Origin of the sequence: Streptomyces sp. NPDC002734 (genome assembly GCF_040295685.1) — a bacterium.
Lineage (GTDB): Bacteria > Actinomycetota > Actinomycetes > Streptomycetales > Streptomycetaceae > Streptomyces.
In genome coordinates this window covers 95,433-110,109 of sequence record NZ_JBEOVU010000020.1, presented here as the reverse complement: position 1 = coordinate 110,109, position 14,677 = coordinate 95,433, and the positions used below count along the sequence as shown (strand labels likewise).

Annotated in this window: 15 protein-coding genes and 1 riboswitch; of the genes, 8 read left to right on the top strand and 7 right to left on the bottom strand. The window is 75.3% G+C overall.

What is annotated here, in order from left to right:
* Positions 1–188: 188 nt before the first annotated feature.
* From ABT026_RS19415 to ABT026_RS19400, 4 genes are all read right to left on the bottom strand, one after another.
* Positions 189–1,277, bottom strand: coding sequence for a prenyltransferase/squalene oxidase repeat-containing protein (locus tag ABT026_RS19415; protein ID WP_351115852.1), 1,089 nt, complete (start codon positions 1,275–1,277; stop codon positions 189–191).
* Complete coding sequence (locus ABT026_RS19410) at positions 1,274–2,068, bottom strand: class I SAM-dependent methyltransferase (RefSeq protein ID WP_351115850.1); 795 nt, start codon at positions 2,066–2,068, stop codon at positions 1,274–1,276. The genes ABT026_RS19415 and ABT026_RS19410 overlap by 4 nt, the downstream gene beginning before the upstream one ends.
* The gene (locus ABT026_RS19405) at positions 2,062–3,402 is read right to left on the bottom strand and encodes a glycosyltransferase family 4 protein (RefSeq protein WP_351115892.1); all 1,341 of its coding nucleotides are present in this window, start codon (positions 3,400–3,402) and stop codon (positions 2,062–2,064) included. The genes ABT026_RS19410 and ABT026_RS19405 overlap by 7 nt, the downstream gene beginning before the upstream one ends.
* A gap of 278 nt (positions 3,403–3,680) precedes the next feature.
* Entirely contained in the window at positions 3,681–4,367 is a 687-nt protein-coding gene (locus ABT026_RS19400; protein WP_351115849.1) for a phosphotransferase, read from the bottom strand.
* A 221-nt stretch (positions 4,368–4,588) separates the two neighbouring features.
* Positions 4,589–4,662, top strand: a riboswitch (cobalamin riboswitch).
* Positions 4,663–4,802: 140 nt separating this feature from the next.
* Between ABT026_RS19400 and ABT026_RS19395 the strand changes: the two genes are divergently transcribed.
* From ABT026_RS19395 to ABT026_RS19375, 5 genes are read left to right on the top strand one after another with little or no spacing between them, the layout of a single operon-like run.
* The gene (locus ABT026_RS19395; RefSeq protein ID WP_351115848.1) at positions 4,803–6,032 is read left to right on the top strand and encodes an SCO2321 family membrane protein; all 1,230 of its coding nucleotides are present in this window, start codon (positions 4,803–4,805) and stop codon (positions 6,030–6,032) included.
* Positions 6,029–6,724, top strand: coding sequence for an SCO2322 family protein (locus ABT026_RS19390; protein ID WP_502968010.1), 696 nt, complete (start codon positions 6,029–6,031; stop codon positions 6,722–6,724). Before ABT026_RS19395 ends, ABT026_RS19390 begins: the two co-directional genes overlap by 4 nt.
* 13 nt (positions 6,725–6,737) lie before the next feature.
* Complete coding sequence (locus tag ABT026_RS19385; protein WP_351115846.1) at positions 6,738–7,928, top strand: CbiQ family ECF transporter T component; 1,191 nt, start codon at positions 6,738–6,740, stop codon at positions 7,926–7,928.
* A complete protein-coding gene (locus ABT026_RS19380) occupies positions 7,925–9,721 on the top strand; it encodes an ABC transporter ATP-binding protein (protein ID WP_351115844.1) in 1,797 nt (598 codons plus the stop codon). Before ABT026_RS19385 ends, ABT026_RS19380 begins: the two co-directional genes overlap by 4 nt.
* Complete coding sequence (locus ABT026_RS19375) at positions 9,718–10,575, top strand: ECF transporter S component (protein ID WP_351115843.1); 858 nt, start codon at positions 9,718–9,720, stop codon at positions 10,573–10,575. The genes ABT026_RS19380 and ABT026_RS19375 overlap by 4 nt, the downstream gene beginning before the upstream one ends.
* Before the next feature lie 73 nt (positions 10,576–10,648).
* Here ABT026_RS19375 and ABT026_RS19370 read toward each other — a convergent pair whose 3' ends face one another.
* Both ABT026_RS19370 and ABT026_RS19365 read right to left on the bottom strand, forming a co-directional pair.
* A complete protein-coding gene (locus tag ABT026_RS19370) occupies positions 10,649–11,353 on the bottom strand; it encodes an esterase/lipase family protein (protein WP_351115842.1) in 705 nt (234 codons plus the stop codon).
* Positions 11,354–11,465: 112 nt separating this feature from the next.
* Positions 11,466–11,993, bottom strand: a complete 528-nt coding sequence (locus ABT026_RS19365; RefSeq protein ID WP_502968009.1) for a GNAT family N-acetyltransferase — start codon at positions 11,991–11,993, stop codon at positions 11,466–11,468.
* A 236-nt stretch (positions 11,994–12,229) separates the two neighbouring features.
* Between ABT026_RS19365 and ABT026_RS19360 the strand changes: the two genes are divergently transcribed.
* Positions 12,230–12,928, top strand: a complete 699-nt coding sequence (locus ABT026_RS19360) for a hypothetical protein (protein ID WP_351115841.1) — start codon at positions 12,230–12,232, stop codon at positions 12,926–12,928.
* Between the two features lie 126 nt (positions 12,929–13,054).
* Complete coding sequence (locus ABT026_RS19355; protein WP_351115839.1) at positions 13,055–13,726, top strand: O-methyltransferase; 672 nt, start codon at positions 13,055–13,057, stop codon at positions 13,724–13,726.
* Positions 13,727–13,770: 44 nt separating this feature from the next.
* On the opposite strand, the gene ABT026_RS19350 is transcribed toward ABT026_RS19355, so the two are convergent.
* Complete coding sequence (locus ABT026_RS19350; RefSeq protein WP_351115838.1) at positions 13,771–14,163, bottom strand: FHA domain-containing protein; 393 nt, start codon at positions 14,161–14,163, stop codon at positions 13,771–13,773.
* Positions 14,164–14,264: 101 nt separating this feature from the next.
* Between ABT026_RS19350 and ABT026_RS19345 the strand changes: the two genes are divergently transcribed.
* Positions 14,265–14,663 carry a DnaJ family domain-containing protein gene (locus ABT026_RS19345; RefSeq protein WP_351115837.1) on the top strand — a complete coding sequence of 133 codons (399 nt, stop codon included), beginning with the start codon at positions 14,265–14,267 and terminating at the stop codon, positions 14,661–14,663.
* The last annotated feature ends 14 nt before the right edge of the window (positions 14,664–14,677 follow it).

Here is a 14,677-nt window from a genome sequence, read left to right as displayed (position 1 = left end):
GGAAGAGAACGGTTCTCCCCGCAGCGTCACGCACCCACCGGCCCCGGGCGACCCCAGCGCCGCCGTCCGGGTGCTCCCGGCCCTCCACCCGGGGACACGGGGGTCCTCGGCGGCCTCGTGCGGGCGCCGGAGACGGCGTACGACGAGGTGGAGGACGGCGGCGTCGGACGAGGTGCGGAACGGCGGCGTCAGGCGAGGTCGGAGGCGCTGTCGCAGCAGTCGGGGTCCAGGCCCCGGGGAAGGCGGTCGCCGCCGAAGACGGCGCAGGTCGCCTCGTGGCCGCCCAGTGCCGCGACGGCCAGCAGCAGCGACCCGGCGGTCCAACTGGTGAGTTCCTCGGGCCATATGGCGCGGTCCTCGAAGACCAGCCCGGTCCAGTACAGCCCGGACTCCTCGTCGCGCAGGTGCTGCACGGACTGGAGGATCTCCAGCGCCCGGTCGGACTCCCCCGCCGCCCACAGCGCGAGCGCGAGTTCGCAGGACTCGCCCCCCGTGACCCACGGGTTGGGGACGACACAGCGCACCCCGAGCCCGGGGACGACGAACTCGTCCCAGCGCGAGGCGATCCGCTCCCGCGCCTCGGCGCCCTCCATCGCCCCGCCCAGCACCGGGTAGTACCAGTCCATGGAGTAGCGGTTCTTGTCGAGGAACCGCTCGGGGTGGAGCCGGACGGCGTGCCGCAGCGCGCCCACCGCGAGCTCCCAGTCGGGCTGCGGCTCCTCCAGCTGCTCGGCGACCGCCAGCGCGCACCGCAGCGCGTGATGGATGGACGAACTGCCGGTCAGCAGCGCGTCGTTCACCGCGGTGCCGTCGTCCTCGCGCTTCCAGCCGATCTGTCCGCCGCTCTGCTGGAGCCGCAGCACGAACTCCACGGCGGCGTGGACGACCGGCCACATCCGGTCCAGGAAGGTGTCGTCGCCGGTGGACAGGTAGTGGTGCCAGACGCCGACCGCCACGTAGGCGACGAAGTTGGACTCCCGGGACCGGTCGGTGACCTTGTCGTGGGCGCCGTCGGCGTAGGCGGCGTACCAGGAGCCGTCCTCGTTCTGGTGCCGGGCGAGCCACAGGTAGGCGCGTTCGGCGGCGTCGTGCTCGCCGGCCGCGTCGAGGGCCATGGCGGCCTCGGTGTGGTCCCACGGGTCGAGGTGGTGGCCGCGGAACCAGGGGATGGCGCCGTCCTCGCGCTGCACGGCGAGCAGGCCGCGCACGGTGGTGGCGGCCTGCTCGGCGGTGAGCACCCCGGGAAGGACGAGGTGCTCGGTACGCGGGGTGGTCACTTCGCGTCAGCCCCGACAGGCTCGTCGGCCCCGGCCCCGGCCGCGTCGGTCCCGGCGACGCCCGCGGCGGCGGCCGGCAGGTGCGGCTTGGTCGCGTACGCCACGAAACTCTTGCCCATGACCGGGTTGAGGGCGCGCTCGGCGACCCGGGTGGCCAGCGGCTTCTTCATGATGTCCCAGACCAGCAGCTTGTGGTACGCCCGCACCGGCAGCGCCTTGTCGTTGTCCACGCCGAAGGCGCACTTGAGCCACCAGTAGGGCGAGTGCAGCGCGTGCGCGTGGTGGGAGCCGTAGGGGCGCAGGCCGGCCTCGCGCATCTTGGCGAGCAGCTCGTGCGCCCGGTAGATGCGGATGTGGCCGCCCTCGACCTCGTGGTAGGCGTCGGAGAGCGCCCAGCAGACCTTCTCCGGCCCGTAGCGCGGCACGGTGACGGCGATGCGGCCGCCCGGCTTGAGGACGCGGACCATCTCGGCGAGGACGCCCTTGTCGTCGGGGATGTGCTCCATCACCTCGGAGATGATGACGACGTCGAACGAGGCGTCGGGGAAGGGCAGGTTGAGGGCGTCGCCCTCCATGGCGGTGGCGGTGGCGCCGGCCGGGGCCTCACCGGCCTCCTTCATGGCGGCGAACCACTTGGCGACCTCGCGGATCTCCTCGCCGTTGCGGTCGAGGGCGACGACCTGGGCGCCGCGCTTGTAGCACTCGAAGGCGTGCCGGCCTCCTCCGCAGCCGAGGTCCAGGACTCGGTCGCCCGGGGCGAGCGGGAACCGGGAGAAGTCGACGGTCAGCACGGGGTCCTGCTTTCGCGGTAGTGGCCGGTGGTCGGGGTGGGGGTGACGGGCGCGGCGCGGCCCGTCCGCCGGCGTGCGACGGCCTCGCGGTAGTGGGCGACGGTGCCCTCGGCGGCGCGCTTCCAGGTGAAGTGTTCCAGCACGCGGGCGCGGCCGGCGGCGCCGAGGCGGGCCCGCAGCGCGGGGTCGTCGAGGAGACGGCCGAGGGCGGCGGCCAGCGCGCCGGGGTCGCCGGGCGGCACGGCCAGGCAGGTCTCGCCGTCGGGGCCGGCGACCTCGGGGATGGCGCCGCCGGTGGTGGCGACCAGCGGGGTGCCGGTGGCCATGGCCTCGGCGGCGGGCAGTGAGAAGCCCTCGTACAGCGAGGGCACGCAGGCGACCTCGGCGGAGCGGACCAGGTCGACGAGTTCGGCGTCGCTGATGCCCTTGACGAACGCGACGGCGTCCTCGAGGCCGTAGCGCTCGATGGCCTGGGCGACGGGCCCGTCCTCGGCCCGCTTGCCGACCACCACCAGGTGGGCGTGCGGCTGTTCGGTGCGCAGCTTGGCGAGGGCCTCGACGAGGAAGACCAGGCCCTTGAGCGGGACGTCGGCGCTGGAGGTGGTGACGATCCGGCCGGGGACCTTGGCGACGGCCGCGTCGGGCGAGAACAGGTCGGTGTCGGCGCCGATGTACACCACGTGGACGCGTTCGGGTCTGACGCCGAGGTGGTCGACGATCTCCTGCCGGGAGCTGCCGGAGACGGTGAGCACCGAGGACAGGCGGCGGGCGACGCGCTTCTGCATCCGGGTGAAGCCGTACCAGCGGCGCACCGACAGGCGGCGCTTCCAGCCGTCGGCGGCGTCGAGGTCGAGCTGCCGGTCGACGGTGATGGGGTGGTGGACGGTGGTCACCAGGGCCGCGCCGAGGTCGCCGAGCTGGCCGTAGCCGAGGGTCTGGTTGTCGTGGACGACGTCGAAGTCGCCGCGGCGGGCGCGCAGCAGGCGGCGGGCGCGCAGCGAGAAGGTGAGCGGCTCGGGGAAGCCGCCGGTCCACATGGTGGCGACCTCCAGCGCGTCGACCCAGTCCCGGAACTCCTCGCGGCGCGGGGTGCGGAACGGGTCGGGCTGGCGGTAGAGGTCGAGGCTGGGCAGCTCGGTGAGGGAGAGCCCGGCGAGGTCGTCGCCCTCGTCGAGGACCGGGTAGGGCTGGGAGCCGATCACCTCGACGCTGTGGCCCAGCCGGGCGAGTTCGCGCGAGAGGTGGCGCACGTAGACGCCCTGTCCGCCGCAGAACGGGTTGCCCTTGTAGGTGAGGAGCGCGATGCGCAGAGCCGGCTGACCGTCGGCGGCCATGGCCTCAGCGGTCACGTACGGCCCCCTTCTCCTGAACTGTCCCGCGAGGTTACGTCGCGGCGGCTACCGGCAACAAGTCTCGGATGATCACTCGCGATCACCGGTCATCACCGGTGATCACAAAAGAGACTGTCCGAATCTACCCGCTGGTAGCCGGACGGGGGAAAGTCTGCCAGGTGATGCTCGCCACGGCGCGGGCAGCCCGACGTCCTTGCTGACATGGGGAGATGTCCGGTTCGGGCCGGCGCCCGTCCGCCCGCGCGGCGCTCCACGGCGCTCTAGGCCGCGCGCAGTCCGGTCACCTCCCGGACGGCCGCGCCCGCCTGGTCGAGGACGGTGACCTCACGCTGCGTCATGTTCGGGTCGGCCGCCCGATGCCGCAGCGCGTCCGCCAGCGCGGACGGGGTGAGGCGGGCCGCCTCCGGGTCGGACAGCAGCGCGGCGAGCACCTCGTGCGCCAGCGCGGCCGCACGGCGCCCGGCGGTGGCGGCGTACTGGGCGAGGATCACGGCGGTCATCGCCCAGTCGAGGCCGGGCGGACCCTCCGTGGCGGCGGCCCAGTCGATGACACGAGGGCCGGCGGAGGTGAGGAGGACGTTCTCGGGGTGCAGGTCGAGGTGGAGGATCCGCGTGGCCGGGTCCTCGGCGACGCGCGGCGGCACCCGGTGCAGCCGGGTGAGGAGCAGGGCGAGCAGGGTGCCGGCCTCCTGCGGCGTGACCAGGCCGGCGAGCAGCGCGCCGGCCAGGGTCGGCCCGTCCAGCCGCTCCAGCACCAGGTCGGTGCGGGCGGCGTGCTCGTCGCGGGGGCGCACCAGCGGTACGGGGTAGCCGCACGCGTGGAGGTGGGCCATCAGGGCGCTCTCGGCGTCCGTGTCCCCGACGGCGGCGTCGCGGTACCTGCGCAGGACCCACCGCTCGTCGAGCACGTACACGTCGGCGGTTCGGCCGACTCCGATCAGCACCATTCCCGGAATCTAGCCGTACCGCCGCCGTCGGTCGAGGGCCCCTCGGCCCTGTTCGCGGCCACCATGGCCGGATATATGCCCCCGTAGCGGCCCTCCGGCGGCCCTCGTGCCGCCGCCACGGCACGCCGGGGGCCGGAGCGGGCGGTTCCGGCCGGTACCGCGCCCCTGCCGGCGCCGGGGCGTGCCGGTAGAGTGGCCCGGTCGTCATCACACCCGTTCGGGGGGAAGCCGGTGTAAATCCGGCGCTGACCCGCAACCGTGAGCCGCCGCAGGACGGTGGCGAGCCGGAATGCCCCGACCGACCGTGACCGGCTCATGGCCGCCGGCTCCCGCCGGTGGCCGGCACCGTCGAGGTATACGGAGCCGAGCCGCCGGGCCCGCACCCTGCGCCCGTCGCTGCCTGGCTCCCCCACAGGGAGAGGCACTCCGCCGATCATGAACGTTCGCCGCGCCGCAGCGGTCCTGGCCGCTGCCGCCGTACTCGGCGCCGGAACGGCCCCGGCCGCCTTCGCCGACGACCCGGCGCCCGCCGCGTCGCCGTCCGCGCCCCCGGAGATACCCGCCGGTCTCCACGGCTCCACCGACCCCACCTACGACGGCGTCTGGCGCCAGTCGCTGACCCTGCTCGCCCAGGACGCCGCCGGCGTGAAGCCCTCCGCCGAGGCGGTCGGGTGGCTGACCGGACAGCAGTGCGCCGACGGCTCGTTCGCCGCGTTCCGCCCGGCCCCGTCGAGGGCCTGCGACCCGAAGACCATGGTGGACAGCAACAGCACCGCCGCCGCGGTGCAGGCGCTGGCCGCGCTCGGCGGGCACGACGACGTCGTCGGCAAGGCCGTCGACTGGCTGGCCTCCGTGCAGAACAAGGACGGCGGCTGGGGCTACAACCCCGGCACCCCCTCCGACGCCAACTCCACCTCCGTGGTGACCGGCGCGCTGGCCGCCGCGGGCAGGAAGCCGGCCGAGACCGTCAAGGGCGGCAAGTCGCCCCAAGACGCGCTGCTGACCTTCGCGCTGCCCTGCGAGGGCAAGGACGCGGGCGCCTTCGCCTACCAGCCCGACAAGTCCGGCAAGCTGCTCGCCAACGCGGACGCCACCGCCGCCGCGGTGCTGGGCTCGCTGGGCGCGGGTCTCGGCGGGGAGAAGGCGAAGCCGGCCGGTTCCGCCGCGAAGTGCGCCGAGGCGACGACCCCGGAGCAGGCCGCAGAGAACGGCGCCGCCTACCTGGCCGGGCCGCTCACCGAGGACGGCCACCTGACCTCCGCGCTGCCGGGCGCCGACCCGCAGCCCGACCTCGGCAACACCGCCGACGCGGTGATCGCGCTGGCCTCCACCGGTCACGCCGACCAGGCCGAGAAGGCCCTGGGTCACCTGCGGGACAACGGCGTCGCCTGGGCGAAGCAGACCGGCCCCGCCGCCTACGCCCAGCTGGTCCTGGCCGCCGAGGCGATGGGGGCCGACCCGCGCGACTTCGGCGGACAGGACCTGGTGAAGCTGCTGAACGCCACCGGCCCGGAGCCGAAGGCCGACCGGACCGACGCGAAGCCGGCGGGGAAGACGCCCGCCGAGGACGGCGTCTCCCCCGCCGTGTGGTGGGCCGGTGGCGCCGTGCTGGTGCTCCTGGTGGCCGCGGCGCTGCTGCTGACGGTCCGGAAGCGCCGGCCGTGAGGCTTCCGCGCACCCTTGCCGCGGCCGTCCTGGCGCCGCTGACCTGCGCCCTGCTCACGCAGGGCGCGGGCACGGCCCAGGCGGCCGGGTACCGGTACTGGTCCTACTGGGAGCTCGACGGGCAGAAGTGGGCGTACGCCACCCAGGGCCCGGCCACGCTGCGCCCGCAGGACGGGTCCACGCAGGGCTTCCGCTTCTCGGTCAGCGAGGACTCCGCCGACGCGGCCACCCCGCGGAACAGCAAGCCGTTCGCGGAGATCTGTGACGGCACCCCCGAGCGGGACGGCCGCAAGCGGATCGCCCTGGTGATCGACTTCGGCACCGCGTCGGACGCGCCCGGCGGCGAGAAGCCGCCCGCGGGCCGCACCGTCTGCGCGAGCGTGGCCGAGGACGCCTCCGCCGCGGACGCGCTGGCCGCCGTGGCCGCGCCGCTGCGCTACGACAGCAGCGCCATGCTGTGCGCCATCGAGGGCTACCCGCGGCAGGGCTGCGGCGAGCAGGTCGCCACCGCGGACCGCTCCGACGACGCCGCCGCGAAGGGCTCCGCCGACGCCGACGCCGACCCGGGTACCGACTCCGGGGCCGCCGAGGCCTCCGAGCCGGGCCCTTCGCTCGGCCTGTGGGCGGGCGCGGGCGCCGTGCTGGTGCTGGGCGGCGCGGCCGTCTGGCAGGCCCGGCGCCGGCGGGGATGACGGGACGACAGCGATGACCGTGACCGCGAACCGGGACGCCGCCAGGGCCCGCGCCTCCGCGCTGCACCCGGGCGCCTGGTGGGTGTGGGCGCTGGGCCTGGGCGTCGCGGCCTCCCGCACCCGCAACCCGCTGCTGCTGGCCCTGCTGATCGGGGTCAGCGCCTACGTGGTCATGGCCTGCCGCTCGAACGCCCCCTGGGCGCGTTCGTACGGCGCGTTCGTCAAGCTGGGTCTGCTGGTGCTGGGGATCCGGCTGGTGTTCTCCCTGGTGTTCGGCACCGCGATCCCCGGCACCCACCTGCTGTTCCGCCTCCCCGAGGTGCCGCTGCCCGACTGGGCGCAGGGGATGCGCCTGGGCGGCCCGGTGCACCTCGAGGAGGTGCTGTTCTCCCTGTACGACGGGCTGCGGCTGGCCACCCTGCTGGTCTGCGTGGGCGCGGCGAACGCGCTCGCGGACCCGTCGCGGCTGCTGAAGGCGCTGCCGGCGGCGCTCTACGAGGTGGGGGTGGCGGTGGTCGTCGCGACGACCTTCGCGCCGCACCTGATCGGCGACGTGCTGCGGCTGCGCGCCGCCCGGCGGCTGCGCGGGCGGCCGGACCGGGGTGTGCGGGGCCTGCTCCAGGTCGGCCTGCCGGTGCTGGAGGGCGCGCTGGACCGTTCGGTGGCCCTGGCCGCGGCGATGGACGCGCGCGGTTACGGCCGCACCGCCGCGGTGCCCGTCGCCGAGCGGCGCGTCACGGCGGCGCTCACCCTGGGCGGGCTGCTCGGCGTCGCCGCCGGGTCGTACGGCCTTCTGAGCGCGGTCGGCGGGGTGTACGGGCTGCCGCTGCTGCTGGCCGGGATCACGGCCGCGCTGGCCGGGCTGTGGCTGGGCGGCCGCCGCACCCCGCGCACCCGCTACCGGCCCGAGCGGTGGGGGCCGCGTGCCTGGCTGGTCTCCGGCTCGGGCGTCGCGGTGGCCGCGTTGACGGTCCTCGCCGCGGCGCACGACCCGGCGGCCCTGCTCCCCCCGGTGACGCCGCCGACCGCGCCGGTGCTCCCGCTGTGGCCCGCCGCCGCCGTGCTGCTGGGGCTGCTGCCGGCCTTCCTCGCCCCGCGCCCGCCCACCGGCCCCGCAGGCACCTCCGCCTCCGCGCCCGCCGGCACCTCCGTCTCCGCGCCCCCGCCCGCCTCCGTACCGAACGGCAAGGACCGACGACCGTGATCCGTTTCGAGGACGTCTCCGTCACGTACGACGGCGCGCGCGAACCCGCCGTCCGAGGGCTCGACCTCTCGATCCCCGAGGGCGAACTCGCCCTGCTGGTCGGCCCGTCGGGTGTCGGCAAGTCGACGGTGCTGGGCGCGGTGAACGGCCTGGTGCCGCACTTCACCGGCGGCACCCTGCGCGGCCGGGTGACGGTCGCCGGGCGTGACACCCGCACCCACAAGCCACGTGAACTGGCGGACGTGGTCGGCACGGTGGGCCAGGACCCGACGGCGCACTTCGTCACCGACACCGTCGAGGACGAACTCGCCTACGGCATGGAGTCGCTGGGCCTCGCCCCGGACGTGATGCGCCGCCGCGTGGAGGAGACGCTGGACCTGCTGGGTCTGGCCGACCTGCGGGAGCGGCCTCTCTCCACGCTGTCCGGCGGGCAGCGGCAGCGGGTCGCCATCGGGTCGGTGCTCACCCCGCACCCGCGGGTGCTGGTCCTGGACGAGCCGACCTCCGCGCTGGACCCGGCGGCCGCCGAGGAGGTCCTGTCGGTGCTCCAGCGGCTGGTGCACGACCTGGGCACCACGGTGCTGATGGCCGAGCACCGGCTGGAGCGGGTCGTGCACTACGCGGACCGGGTGGTGCTGCTGCCGGGCCCCGGCGAGGCCCCGGTGGTGGGCGGCCCGGCCGAGGTGATGGCCACCTCCCCCGTGTTCCCGCCGGTGGTCGAGCTGGGCCGCCTGGCCGGCTGGTCCCCGCTCCCCCTCACCGTCCGCGACGCCCGCCGCACCGCCTCCGGCCTGCGGGAACGGCTCGCCGCCGCCGACGACACGACGCCTCCGGTGCCGGTGCCCGCCGCCCTCGCCGTACCCGCCCTCACCTCCGGTCCCGCCCGCCGCCGCTGGTGGCCCGCGCGCCGCCGGACCGCGGAGCCGGCCCCCGGCCCGGTCGGGGCGGCCGGCGCCGCCGCGGTCACTCCCCCGCCGGCGCCGGGGACCTCCGACGAGACGCGTGCCGCTACGGCAACCCCGGCGGCCGCGGAGGCCGCCCCGGTGCCCGCCGTGGTGGACCGGCTGGTGGTGCGCCGCGGCACCCTTGAGGCGCTGCGGTCGGTGTCGCTCACCGTGTCGCCGGGCGAGACCGTCGCCCTGATGGGCCGCAACGGCGCCGGCAAGTCCACCCTGCTGTCCGCCCTGGTCGGCCTGGTGGAGCCGGCCTCCGGTGTGGTGCTGGCCTGTGGCGCCGTCCCGCACCGCACCCGGCCGCGTGACCTGGTCCGCCGGGTCGGCCTGGTCCCGCAGGAGCCCCGCGACCTGCTGTACGCGGACACCGTGGCCGCCGAGTGCGCCGCCGCCGACCGCGACGCGGGCACCGAGCCCGGCTCCTGCCGGGCCCTGGTGAGCGAACTCCTGCCGGGCATCGCGGACTCCACGCACCCCCGCGACCTCTCCGAGGGCCAGCGCCTCACCCTCGCCCTGGCGGTCGTCCTCACCGCGCGTCCGCCGCTGCTGCTGCTCGACGAGCCGACCCGCGGCCTGGACTACGCGGCCAAGACCCGCCTGGTCGGCCACCTGCGCCGGCTGGCCGCGGAGGGGCACGCGGTGGTCCTCGCCACCCACGACGTGGAACTGGCCGCCGACCTCGCCCACCGCGTGGTGATGCTCGCCGACGGCGAGGTCGTCGCCGACGGCCCCACCGCCGAGGTGGTGCTGGCGCTGCCCGCCTACGCCCCGCAGGTGACCAAGGTCCTCGCACCGCAGCGCTGGCTGACCGTGCGCCAGGTCAGGGAGGCGCTGGCATGACCGCCGCACCCCCGACGCCGGCCCCGGCGGCCGCCCCCGCCGCGGCGCCCGCCCGCACCCGTGCCGTCCGTCTCGGCGGGCGCTCCGCACTGACCCTGCTGCTGGTCAGCTGCGTCGGCCTGGCCGGTTTCCTGTGGCCGCTGCTGGCGCCGCCCGGCTCCTCGGTCGCCGCCCACCAGCAGGACGCCCCCTGGCTGTTCGCCGGGCTGCTGCTCCTCCTGGTCGCCGTCACCACGGCCACCATCGCCGAGTCGGGCCTCGGCGCGAAGGCCGTCGCCATGCTGGGCGTGCTCGCCGCGGCCGGCGCCGCGCTGCGGCCCATCGGGGCGGGCACGGCCGGACTGGAGCCGACGTTCTTCCTGATGGTCCTGGCCGGTCGGGTCCTCGGCCCCGGCTTCGGCTTCGTCCTCGGATCGGTGACCCTCTTCGCCTCGGCCCTGCTGACCGGCGGGGTGGGCCCCTGGCTGCCGTTCCAGATGCTCTCGCTGGGCTGGTTCACCCTCGGCGCGGGCCTGCTGCCCCGCCGGCTCGGCGGCCGGGCGGAGATCGCGGTGCTCACCGCCTACGGGTTCCTCGCCGCCTTCGGCTACGGGACGCTGATGAACCTGTGGGGCTGGCCGTTCATGACGGGCCAGATCGCCCCGGCCGTCGCGCCCGTCCCCGGCGCCCCGCTCACCGTCAACCTGGCCCATTTCGCGGCCTACTGCCTCACCACGTCGATGGGCTGGGACCTCGGCCGCGCCCTGCTCACCGCCGTGCTGAGCGTGACCGTCGGGCCGGCCGTCCTGCGGGCGCTGCGCCGGGCGACGCGGCAGGCGGCGTTCGAGGCGCCGGTGACCTTCGAGAAGCCCTGAGGGACGCACGGGAACGGCAGGGCCCGGCCCCGCGTGCGCGGGGGCCGGGCCCTTTTCCGTGGCGTGGACCGCGTCAGGAGATGAAGTCCGCGATGTCGCCGAGCACGGAGGTGTCGGCGAGGAAACCGATGTGCGTCTGGCAGAGCACCGGGTTGTTGTCGGCGCCCTCCAGCCGGGTGCTGGTGTACGGGAGGATGATGCCGTCGCAGGCCGAGTACCAGGTGGCGTACGCGGTGCTGCCGGGCGTCTCGTCGCCCGAGGAGATCTGGGAGATGAACGAGGAGCCCGGGTACATCTGCTGGCAGGTCACGTAGATCAGGCAGGCGCCGGCGTAGGTCGTGCCGTGGTTGGCGCCGGCGATCGAGGCGAGGTGGCTGACGTTGGCGTTGCCACCGAGGACCTTCAGGTAGTACTGGCTGACCAGGCCGCCCATCGAGTGGTTGACGACGGCGACCTTGCTCGCGCCGGTCCGCGACTTGACGTTCTGGACGAACGACGCGAGGCCCTGGGCGTTGCTCACGTTGTTGCCGTAGGAGTTGTACTCGTAGGCGAACAGCCTGTCGCTGGACCAGCCCTTGGCGCGGAACACCGACATGGCGGTCACCCAGTTGGACGCGTTGCCGGTGTAGCCGTGGACGAAGACCACCGGCGTGCTGGTGCTCAGCGGGGTGACCTCGGCCGCCGAGGTCCGCGGGGCCGCGGCGGCGGGACCGGAGACGGTGAAGGCGATGGCGAAGGCGGCGAGGACGCCGAGGAGACGGCGCAGGGGGCGGCGCATGGAACCCTCCGAACGGGGGTGGGGAAACCGACGCCGCCCAGAGTCGCGCCGCCCGTCCGCCCACGGCATCGGCGAAACTGCCGGTCTTGCGGAGGGCCGGCCGTCCGGGACGTCAGGGCGTCGGCGCTCCGGGGTCGGCAGGCGGCCCGTCCGGCGGGAGGAGTTCCTTGGCGAACCAGTGCTCGGCGTAGATGTCGTCGTTGTGCGGCGCGGTCTCCCGGTAGCCGAGCCGCGCGTAGAGCGCCCTCGCCTCGACCAGGTCGCTGCGGGTGTCCAGGATCATGCGCCGCGCGCCCAGCGCCCGGGCCGCGTCCTCCGCCGCTCCGACCAGCGGCGCCGCGCCGCCCCTGCCGCGGAACCCGGGCAGCAGGAACACCCGCTTGAGCTCGGCGACGCCGGCCTCGGCATCCAGCAGTCGCACGCCCGCCGTCCCCGCCGCCACGCCGTCGTGCCGCGCGACCAGCAGGGTGCCGTCCGGTGGCCGCAGCGCCTCCCCGGCGTCGGCGGCGATCTCCCGCGCCAGTTCCTCCGGATCGGTGCGCCGGCCCTCGTGGAGCAGGTACCAGCGGTCGCTGACCTCCGTGTAGTACGCGCTCCACAGGGCGACGGCGTCGGCCGAACCCACGTCCTCCACAGCCACCGACCAGGTCCCGGACACGCGCCCCGTGCGGGGCAGCGCACCAGGAGGACCGGGCGGCGGCGTGGGCGACGGGGTCGCGGAGGGAGACGGGGCCGGGGTCGGCGCGGGGGTGTGCGTGCGGTGCATGCCTCGATCCTGACGACGCGCCCCCGGCCCGCCAACCGATTTACCGCCCGCCCGGTAACAGCACTCCGTTTCCGCCCCGCCGCGTCGGACGGATTTGTAGGGTTTCGGCCATGCGACGAATTCCCCGACTGTTCCTGGGCGTCACGGCCGCCGTGCTGCTGACCGCCGGCTGCGGCCCCGAGGACGAGGCGGCCACGGGCGGCCCGGCGGACAAGCCGGGAGCCTCCTCCAGCCCGGCGCCGGCCCGCTCCACCGCGGACACCGGCCCGCTGGCGGTGCGGATCACCGGCCCCCAGAAGGGCGTGGCCACGAGCGGCTCGGACATGGAGGACCCGCCCGGCAAACCGGGCAGCGGCGCCGACTTCGTCAGCCAGGTCGAGTACGCGCTCCAGGGGGACCTGCTCAGCGACGCCCTGGTGGAGGGGAGGACCACCGCGGTCTGCCCCGACGGCGTCACCCGGAGGGCGAACGCCTCCAGCGCGTGCACCGTGACCTACGAGGGCGTCGAGATCCCCTACACCGTCACCATCGGCGAGTCCTACGAGGAGGGCGACATCCTCACCCCGTACCGCGCCGAGCCGAAGAAGCGGCTGCTGGTCGCCGAGCGCGTCCACCACGCGTTCTGGGAGCAGTTCGGCGGGTCCGCCGGCATGACGCTGAGCTGCGAGAAGATGCCGGTCGCCGAGGCCGTCGACGACGGGGCCCCCACCGGGCACGTCTGCCGGACGATCCGCGAGGGCGGGAGGGCCGCCGACTACGAGGTGACCGCCGATTCCTCCGGCCCGCGCTTCGGCCGCGTCCAGGACTGACCCGGCGGAGGGCCCGAACACCTGCGGCGCTCCCGCCCGGGGCGGCCCGGCCGGACGACAATCCTCGCAACGGGTGGGCGCACGGCCCGCCCGCCCGCCCCGCATCCTGAGGAAGGGTCACGCCCGATGAGCGACTCGGCTCGCTGGAACGACGTCGACGACTACCTGTCCCACCTGCTCGCCCCCGAGGACGAGGCGCTGGCCGCGGCGCTGCGCGACGCGGAGGCGGCGGGTCTGCCGCCGATCAGCGTCTCGGCCACCGCCGGGAAACTGCTGCGCCTGCTGGCCGAGACACAGGGCGCGCGGAACATCCTGGAGATCGGCACGCTGGCCGGGTACAGCACCATCTGGATGGCGCGCGCCCTGCCCGCCGACGGCCGCCTGGTCACGCTGGAGTACGAGGAGAGGCACGCGGAGATCGCCCGCGGGAACCTCGCCCGGGCGGGCCTGGACGGCGTCGTGGAGGTGCGGGTGGGCCCGGCGCTGGAGTCGCTGTCGAGACTGGCCGACGAGAACCCGCCCCCGTTCGACCTGGTCTTCGTCGACGCCGACAAGGTCAACAACGCGCGCTACGTGGAGTGGGCGCTGCGGCTCACCCGGCCGGGCGGCCTGATCGTCGTCGACAACGTGGTGCGCGCCGGCCGTATCGCCGACGCCGGGAGCGACGCGCCGGACGTCCGCGGCACCCGCGAGGCGCTGGAGCTGATCGCCGGGCACCCGCGCCTCAGCGGCACCGCGCTGCAGACCGTGGGCACCAAGGGCTGGGACGGCTTCGCGCTGGCACGGGTGGTCTCCTGACGGAGCGCCCGCCTCCGCCGCCGGTGCTGCACCGGCGGCGCCGATCACACCTCGTGGTAGAAGCCCACGTTGACGCTGCGGGGGGACGTGCGGTCCTGGACGACGACCTCGCCGGAACCGCCGGGCGGCAGGGCGACGGAGCCGCCGTAGGGCACCGGGTGGGTGACGCCGCCCATGAGGACGCCGACCTCCGAGGACGGGTCCGGCTGCGAGCCGCGCAGCCAGGTCAGGTGCCAGGCGCCGTCGGACCCGTACTGGAACTCGAGGTGGACCCGCGAGACGAACAGCCAGTCCGACGGGGTGCCCAGCCGGCAGACCGCCTTGTCGCGGCCGACCCGCAGGATGGAGCCGGGGGCACTGGGCGCGTCGGCCATCTGCATGCCGGCCGTGGCGCCCTCGTCGGTGCCGGAGACGGCCGCCATGGTCAGTTCGAGCACTGCGCTCAGCTCCTCGGGTGCGTACGGGCGGGACCGGTGCCGATGATAGATCGGCCGGATGCCGCTCGTCCCCCGGTCGGCCTCTCCTGGACAATGGACCCATGACCGATCGCAAGCCGCCGGGTGTGAACTTCGAGTCCTGGGTGGACCGGCAGATCCGCGAGGCGGAGGCCCGCGGGGAGTTCGCCGATCTCCCGGGTGCCGGGAAGCCGCTGCCGGATCTGGGCGCCACGCACGACGACCTGTGGTGGGTGAAGCGGAAGATGGCCCGCGAGGGCCTGTCCGTCCTGCCCCCGGCGCTGGCCCTGCGCAAGGAGGCGGAGGACGCCTACGAGGCCGCGCTGGACGCGCCGTCGGAGCGGGCCGCGCGCAAGATCCTCGAGGACGTCAACGTCCGGATCCGCGACATGATGTACAAGCCGCCGCCGGGCCCGCCGCTCGGCCGCAAGCCCTTCGACGTGGAGGGCGTGCTGGCCGAGCGGCGGGCCCGGCGGGGGTGAGCTCTGCGGTGCGC

What these genes read in the sequence shown, in the direction of transcription:
- ABT026_RS19405 (WP_351115892.1), bottom strand. Translation starts at nt 3,402, where the DNA reads ATGGCCGCCGACGGTCAGCCGGCTCTGCGCATCGCGCTCCTCACCTAC.
- ABT026_RS19400 (WP_351115849.1), bottom strand. Translation starts at nt 4,367, where the DNA reads ATGGTGCTGATCGGAGTCGGCCGAACCGCCGACGTGTACGTGCTCGAC.
- ABT026_RS19395 (WP_351115848.1), top strand. Translation starts at nt 4,803, where the DNA reads ATGAACGTTCGCCGCGCCGCAGCGGTCCTGGCCGCTGCCGCCGTACTC.
- ABT026_RS19385 (WP_351115846.1), top strand. Translation starts at nt 6,738, where the DNA reads ATGACCGTGACCGCGAACCGGGACGCCGCCAGGGCCCGCGCCTCCGCG.
- ABT026_RS19375 (WP_351115843.1), top strand. Translation starts at nt 9,718, where the DNA reads ATGACCGCCGCACCCCCGACGCCGGCCCCGGCGGCCGCCCCCGCCGCG.
- ABT026_RS19370 (WP_351115842.1), bottom strand. Translation starts at nt 11,353, where the DNA reads ATGCGCCGCCCCCTGCGCCGTCTCCTCGGCGTCCTCGCCGCCTTCGCC.
- ABT026_RS19360 (WP_351115841.1), top strand. Translation starts at nt 12,230, where the DNA reads ATGCGACGAATTCCCCGACTGTTCCTGGGCGTCACGGCCGCCGTGCTG.
- ABT026_RS19355 (WP_351115839.1), top strand. Translation starts at nt 13,055, where the DNA reads ATGAGCGACTCGGCTCGCTGGAACGACGTCGACGACTACCTGTCCCAC.
- ABT026_RS19345 (WP_351115837.1), top strand. Translation starts at nt 14,265, where the DNA reads ATGACCGATCGCAAGCCGCCGGGTGTGAACTTCGAGTCCTGGGTGGAC.